This is a genomic window from Clostridium sp. AF22-10, assembly GCF_003478725.1.
GTDB lineage: Bacteria > Bacillota > Clostridia > Lachnospirales > Lachnospiraceae > Otoolea > Otoolea fessa.
In genome coordinates, this window is the sequence record NZ_QUFZ01000039.1 from 1 (window position 1) to 6,629 (window position 6,629).

The 6,629-nt window shown below is 33.1% G+C and carries 8 protein-coding genes and 1 tRNA gene; all 9 read left to right on the top strand.

Translation table 11 applies throughout. The features are described 5' to 3' along the window. The first annotated feature begins 352 nt into the window (after positions 1–352). Positions 353–580 carry a hypothetical protein gene (locus tag DWX91_RS15620; RefSeq protein WP_118539656.1) on the top strand — a complete coding sequence of 76 codons (228 nt, stop codon included), beginning with the start codon at positions 353–355 and terminating at the stop codon, positions 578–580. A 21-nt stretch (positions 581–601) separates the two neighbouring features. After that, positions 602–1,819 (top strand): hypothetical protein, encoded by a 1,218-nt coding sequence (locus DWX91_RS15625; RefSeq protein WP_118539658.1) that lies wholly within the window; start codon positions 602–604, stop codon positions 1,817–1,819. Between the two features lie 105 nt (positions 1,820–1,924). Then, positions 1,925–2,218, top strand: coding sequence for an HU family DNA-binding protein (locus DWX91_RS15630; RefSeq protein ID WP_118539660.1), 294 nt, complete (start codon positions 1,925–1,927; stop codon positions 2,216–2,218). 79 nt (positions 2,219–2,297) lie between these two features. Continuing rightward, on the top strand, positions 2,298–2,930 hold the full coding sequence (locus DWX91_RS15635) for a hypothetical protein (protein WP_118539662.1): 633 nt from the start codon (positions 2,298–2,300) through the stop codon (positions 2,928–2,930). A 158-nt stretch (positions 2,931–3,088) separates the two neighbouring features. Continuing rightward, complete coding sequence (locus DWX91_RS17665) at positions 3,089–3,457, top strand: site-specific integrase (RefSeq protein WP_243099080.1); 369 nt, start codon at positions 3,089–3,091, stop codon at positions 3,455–3,457. After that, positions 3,448–4,116 carry a site-specific integrase gene (locus DWX91_RS15640; protein WP_243099081.1) on the top strand — a complete coding sequence of 223 codons (669 nt, stop codon included), beginning with the start codon at positions 3,448–3,450 and terminating at the stop codon, positions 4,114–4,116. Before DWX91_RS17665 ends, DWX91_RS15640 begins: the two co-directional genes overlap by 10 nt. Before the next feature lie 602 nt (positions 4,117–4,718). Beyond that, positions 4,719–4,790 (top strand) — tRNA-Thr (locus DWX91_RS15645). A 176-nt stretch (positions 4,791–4,966) separates the two neighbouring features. Beyond that, positions 4,967–5,122, top strand: coding sequence for a hypothetical protein (locus tag DWX91_RS16825; RefSeq protein WP_182435111.1), 156 nt, complete (start codon positions 4,967–4,969; stop codon positions 5,120–5,122). 249 nt (positions 5,123–5,371) lie between these two features. Then, the coding region (locus DWX91_RS15650) for a hypothetical protein (protein ID WP_118539664.1) at positions 5,372–6,629 on the top strand (1,258 nt) is incomplete at its 3' end.

Genomic DNA, 6,629 nt, shown 5'->3' on the forward strand with positions numbered 1-6,629 from the left:
ATGGAAATTAGTTAGGTTAAGAGAGATTTTCAATTTTCTTATTTATAGATTTGTTAATTTTCACATCTCCTGTTATATGCTGCATTATATTCTGTAGTGTGGCATATAACATTCTCTATCCGAGATTGGAGAAATAAAATATATAAGGAATAAAAAGGATTAAATATGAATGAAATTTCTAAAAAAGAGCTTGATGCTCTAATCAAGTCTGGTGTAATCAGAAACACAAGATACGGATATGTAAATAAAACAGGTGAGACTATCGGTTATTATCGTACCAGAAATGGCAAACGGTATGTCGAGAACTCATATGTTAAGTGATAAAAATGAGGATTAAAAGGAGAAAATCAACATGGGGAAAAGTAAATTAAGTTTTAAAAGAAGTATCACAGATAAATTAAATATTGAGGGCGTTCTGTCTAATGATGGAATTCTTATCACATATAAAGATGAGAATGGTTTTGAACAGGATGTTGCAGTTGCAGATCTGCTAACAGCATTTGAAGATCAGCATATTAAATTCTCTGTACAATTAAAGACTGATGAAGATTTAGAGCTGGCTGCATCTGATGAAGAGTAAGCGTAGGAAGTTGGTGCTTATTTGTACAATGTAGAACGACAACAAAATGAATCTGAAGAGGAATATCTTTGGAGACTTGGTGAGGCAAAAGACTCCGGGCTTCTTGATATGACTTGGGAGGAATTAACAAATATTATTAATAAAGAGTTTCGTGAAGATGAGACTCTATATAGAAAAGAATCATCTTATAGGAAACGATACGCTGATGCTAAAAAATTTAAGACAAATGTTTTCGAAAAATTAGGATCAGAAACGTCGAATGATATTGATGAAAAAATCAGAGAGCTTCAAAAGGCTAAAATTAAACTTCAAACTGAAAAGTTGGAATATTCTAAATGGCTAAGAGAAAATGCCAGAGATGAACTGATTATTGAAAAGATTTCTGATGCAGTCGCTTCTCTTCCATCGCTAGAAATTCCAAAATATATTGCACCACAACATTCTAAAAAGTCACATTTATTATGTATAGCTGATGCTCATTATTCTATTGAGTTTGAGATTAAAGATTTATTTGGAAATACAATTAATGAATATAGTCCAATGATTTTTGAAAAACGCATGTGGGATTTAGCAGCGCAAGTCATAGAAATTGTTAAAGAACAGGGAATTACTGAACTTAATATCTGGGAACTTGGTGATAGCTGTGAGGGATTGCTAAGATTGAATTCTCAGCTTATGAAATTAAGATATGGTGCAATCGATTCTGCTATCCATTACGGCGATTTTTTAGCACATTGGTTAAATGAATTAAGTAAATATGTTGATATTAATTTTCAGATGGTAATGGACAGTAATCATAATCAGTTAAGATTATTAAATGCGCCAAAGAATGCTTTTCCAGAAGAAAATTTAAGCAAAATTATTATGCTTGCTATCGAAAAAGAGCTTCTACATAATCCTAATATTACCATTATTAAAAATCCAACTGGTCTTAATTATGGAGAATTATCTTCATATAAAGTTTTGGGTATTCATGGTGAAGTGAAAGATTTAGGAAAAGCGATCGATGATTACTCCAGAGTTTATAAAACTAATATTAGTTATGTGGTTGGAGCGCATATCCACCATTTAGCCCAGAAAGAGACAGCAATCGACCAAGAGGCACTTTCTATAAGGTCAATAATGGGTGTAAATCCATATGCTATGACATTATTAACTACTGCCAATGCAGGTGCTTCCTTATTTGAATTTGAGGAAGGAAGAGGTCTGGTTTGTGACCATAGACTAAAACTAAAATAGCAACAAACCAACACTGAGATGATTAAATTCATCATAGTAAGGGAATGCAGAGCATCCCTAAATACAAAATAATAAAAAATTTAAGGAAAGAAAGAGGAATTAAAAATGAATAGACAGGATTTTATTAGAAAAGTAAAAGAAAATGTAGCTGGAACACTAGAAGGTGTTACTATTAAGGATACTACTGTTTTTGTAGATGGTGTAATTGAGGAACTGAAGAAAGCTATGGTAGCTGGTGAAGTGGTTTCCATCTCTGGCTTCGGTAAATTTGAGACAGTTGTACGTGCTGCTCATGATGGTAGAAACCCTAAGACTGGAGAAACCATTATGATTAAAGAGACAAGAGCACCAAAGTTTACTGCTCTTACAGGACTCAAGGAAGCTGTTAAGAACGCTTAATTTAGCATAATATTGACAAGATGAGGAGAGGTTTGGATAACCTCTCTTTTTATTTGGAGATTTACGGAGGATTTGGAAATTGAATCAGAAAAAGAAAACAGATAATGTAGAAATTAGTAGACTTACTCTAAGAGAATCAGATGATATTCTTTTTGAAATTTTAGATAGTTGGCAAGATGGAAAGAAAATTTCTCTAGTTTCTGACATGGAACTGGTTGAGTATGTTGCTACTGCTCTTTTGAAGGATGTAGAGGATATCACTGCTGAGTATATTGATTTCACTGCTGAAATTGATGAAGAAGAATATTTTCTAACTATTGATAAGAACGGTTGGCTCTGTGCTGGTCCACTTGTAGATTATTTTGATATTGAAAAGTCTGATAAGATTTATATTGATCTTGATACAGGAATAAGTGATTTGACTATTGACTTTTGTCTTGATGAAGGTTTACACGTAACAGTATTCGCTACAGATGATGACTGTGATGGTGATTGTGAGAACTGTGAATATGGCATCGAAGATAAGAAATCAGTTGAGAAGGAATCTACTACTGCTACTTACACTGTAAATGGTAAGAAAGTTTCTGAGGAGGACTATCGTAAAAAGCTCAATGAGATGGATAAGAAGTTTCAGAAGCACATTCAGGCTGTATTAGATGAGTATAATGGCTTCATTGAAGATAGTAAAGCTTGGAAGAAATTATTTGATTAATATTTGAGTGGTTGTGGTGTAATTCCACAATCACTTATTTTTAAATAAAAAATGGAAGTTATAAAGAAATATTGCAAAATAAAATAAATGAGATTTTACAAGAAGTAGCTTAGTTTACCACCATCCTACTTCTTTTTGTTTGAAAGGAAGTGATTATATTGGATGGAAAGATAGCAAATAGAACTGATGAGATTACGGAAGAGGAATGGTTGGAAATAAATAAAACTAATAGAGATATGGTTCAAGACTATCTCGACAACCAATCCGATCTTTCTGTAAAAACTCGACCAGCGTATCGTTCAGGTTTGAGAATATTTTTCAAATATGTGCATGATTATCTTGGGGACAAGGATTTTACACAGATTAAAAAGAAAGAATTTCAGAAATACCTGAATTGGCTAACGAATCGTGGCTTGTCAGATTCTGCTATTAAATTTAAAAAATCATGTGTAAGTGCATTTTGTAATTATGTAATGATGATGTATGAGGATGAGATGCCGACCTCAGGAATTTCACCATTGGGTTAAAAGTAGTAAAAACTGGATATGTACATGAAAAAGTACCTCTTACGCCAGATGAATATGTTGCATTATGCGAAGAATTAGAAAGACGTGAAGAATGGCAAAAACTTGCATACGTTGTATTTTCTTATAGTACAGGATGTCGAAGAGCTGAAGCTAGACAGCTTCTTAAAGAAGTTGTTGATTATCCTGCCAAAGAAAAGAAAATTAAAATTCTCGATGAAGATGGCAAAGAGGTAGAAGCTATTTCAAGACAATATCAAACACATACCATAAGATGTAAGGGTGCTTCGATTCAAGGAAAACAAAGAAAACTCAAGTTTGGGGAAGATGCAATGCATTGGCTAAAAAAATGGATTGAAGTACGTGGAGACGATGACTGTCCTTATATGTTTGTTGTTAAAAATAAAGATGGTTCTGAAACAAGACAAGTTGGAGAAGGAATATTTAATGATTGGTGTAGTGGATTATTCACACAAATTGTTGGGCGTAGAGTTCACCCACATTTAATGCGTGAATCACGAGCAACAAATCTTGTTGTATATGAACATAAATCAGCAGAAGTTGCACAGAAACTATTAGGACATAATGATGTATCTACAACAAAGAATCATTATATTATAAAATCTGATGAAAATGACGAATCTGACGAGGCTTTTACATAATCCTTCCGAAACCACTCAGATATATGTAATTCGTGAAGATACTGAGGATGCTAATGAAGCTTTCGTCTAATATCATTTTTCACTATCAACCATAGAAGATGTTCGTGCTTCTCTGCGTTAATAAGAACCTTAATTGACGGATAAGAGTCATTAAACCTTATCAAGTGGTCTTTGCTCCGAAGACTGAAAATATGCGGAGAATAATATATTATCCAGGTCATCAGCATAATTGGAACATGCGTCTCATATCAGAGAAGATTTCGGTTCGATTCCGATGTGGCGTAGCTACTGGATAAATTAATGGAGCATCAATACATAAGCGCAATGTAGTTTGGTTGATGCGAGTTACCACCTTACTCTTCTCGTGCGTTGGTTAGCGAGAAAATACAGGTGTATAGGTAAGCATGAATTAGGTTGCGAACAAGCGACCATATTCTAAATAACTGGACGTGTACAGTCCAATATCAGCTAGTTAATGCTTTATGCTGATTTTACATATCAGAGAATTTTCAATATTCTTTTTGTCGGTCAGCTGATAACTGATTGACAGTAGATCTCATCAATCTACATAATAATGAAGAGGTCGTACCTCTTCTGTTATACCGTTTTAGCTCAATTGGTAGAGCAGCTGATTTGTAATTAGCAGGTTGTAGGTTCAAGTCCTATAGGCGGCTTCTGTTCATTGTCTTATATAGGGCGATTATCCCTGTACTCTTGTTATTTTTTAATCATATTTTTCTTTCTAGGAGTAACTGTTATCATAGTTACTCCGTATAAGGCAAAGAATTATTTTTGTTCATAAAGCTAGAAATAGCTTTTGAAATATATTTTCTTAAAGGAGGAACTTGTTATGAGTGACTGCAAGAAACATAAAATTAAAGACGTAAACGATTACAAGCATCTGAAGCCAGATACAAACTGTACCTGCGAGGGTGCTTATGGTTCTGATCGTGGCGAGGGCATGGGTCCAGCTACAGATCCAGAGCTAGTTGCTAAACGCAAATAGTAATTGTTTACAACGGAGAGTGGCTGGTGCTACTCTCCTATTCTATCAACTTGTTATTTTGTGTAGGATAATTACCCTAATTCATTAAATATTGTTTTCATATTATTTTATCCTTTCAAAATTTTGACTTTTTCATGATTATTTTTCTCAATTTTGGAGTGACTACTGAAGTGTAGTTACTCTATACAAAATAATAAGTTAAGTTTAGAGGTTTATTTTATTGGAATAAAAGGAAGGAAGTGACTGTTATTGACAGTAGCCAAAGAACCAGCAACTAAAATAACAGTTGCTCAAGCTAAAAAGAAAATTGAAACACTAGAAAATAAAGTAAAAACATTAAAAGATGGTGCATGGTGTTATTTATGTGATGTTCATAAATCTAAGGATAAATTTTATGTAAATACAGACCCTATGAGTAAAAGTGGTTTAGCACCAATTTGTAAAGATTGTGCTAAAAAGATTGCATTAAAGGTTACAAACGGTGAAGAACAGGAGCCAGATAAATCTTCTGTTCAATTAGCACTTAGATATCTGAATAAACCGTTCCTTGAGAAAGTATGGGATTCAAGTATTCAAGAAGTTGAGAATCTTGCTTCTGGTAAAGTCAAATCAAATGTATGGGCTGCATATTCTCGACAAATTGCTATGCCAAATTATATTGGCATGACTTATGCCGATTCCGATCATTTTGTAAATAAAGCATTAAGTGAGAATAATAAGGATTCCGCTACTGAGAAAACTGTAGATAACCATGCTGGATTAGATACATATGATAATTTTATTAAAAATAAGAATGATGTTATTCGATTATTAAGTTATGATCCTTTTGAAAAAGAGGATATAAATGATCAGCCATTTTTATACTCTCAACTATTAGGACTTCTTGATTCTAGTGAAGATGCCAATGAGGATATGATGCGTACATCTTCTGCTATTACAATTGTCCGTGGTTTTCTACAGCAATCTAAAATAGATGACACTATAGCAAAATTAATGTGTGATATATCTAATATTGAAAAGAATTACGCCACTATAAAATCTTTGCAAGATAGTAAAAATAAAATTAATTCTGTAATTACGAGTTTAGCGCAAGATAATTGCATTTCATTAAGATATAATAAAAATGCTAAAAAGGGCGAAAATACTTGGACTGGTAAGATTAAAAAGATTAAGTCTCTAAATTTAAGAGACGCTGAAGTAAATGGATTTGATATTGATACATGTAGAGGTATGCAACAAGTTCAAGAAATAAGTGATGCATCTATAATGAAGCAACTGGAATTGGATGAATCTGAATGGTCTGATATGGTTGCAGAAATGAGAGTTACTAATAAAGATTTACGAAAAGAAAAAGAAGCATATAAAGAAATTAATCGCATCCTGCTTAGAGAAAATTTGGATTTAAGAGATACATTGAAAGAGAACAATCTTTTAGATGAAAATAATGTAAAAGATTTAAGAGATTTATATTCTGTATTCGGAGAAGAGAATGTCAAAGAGAAGGAGA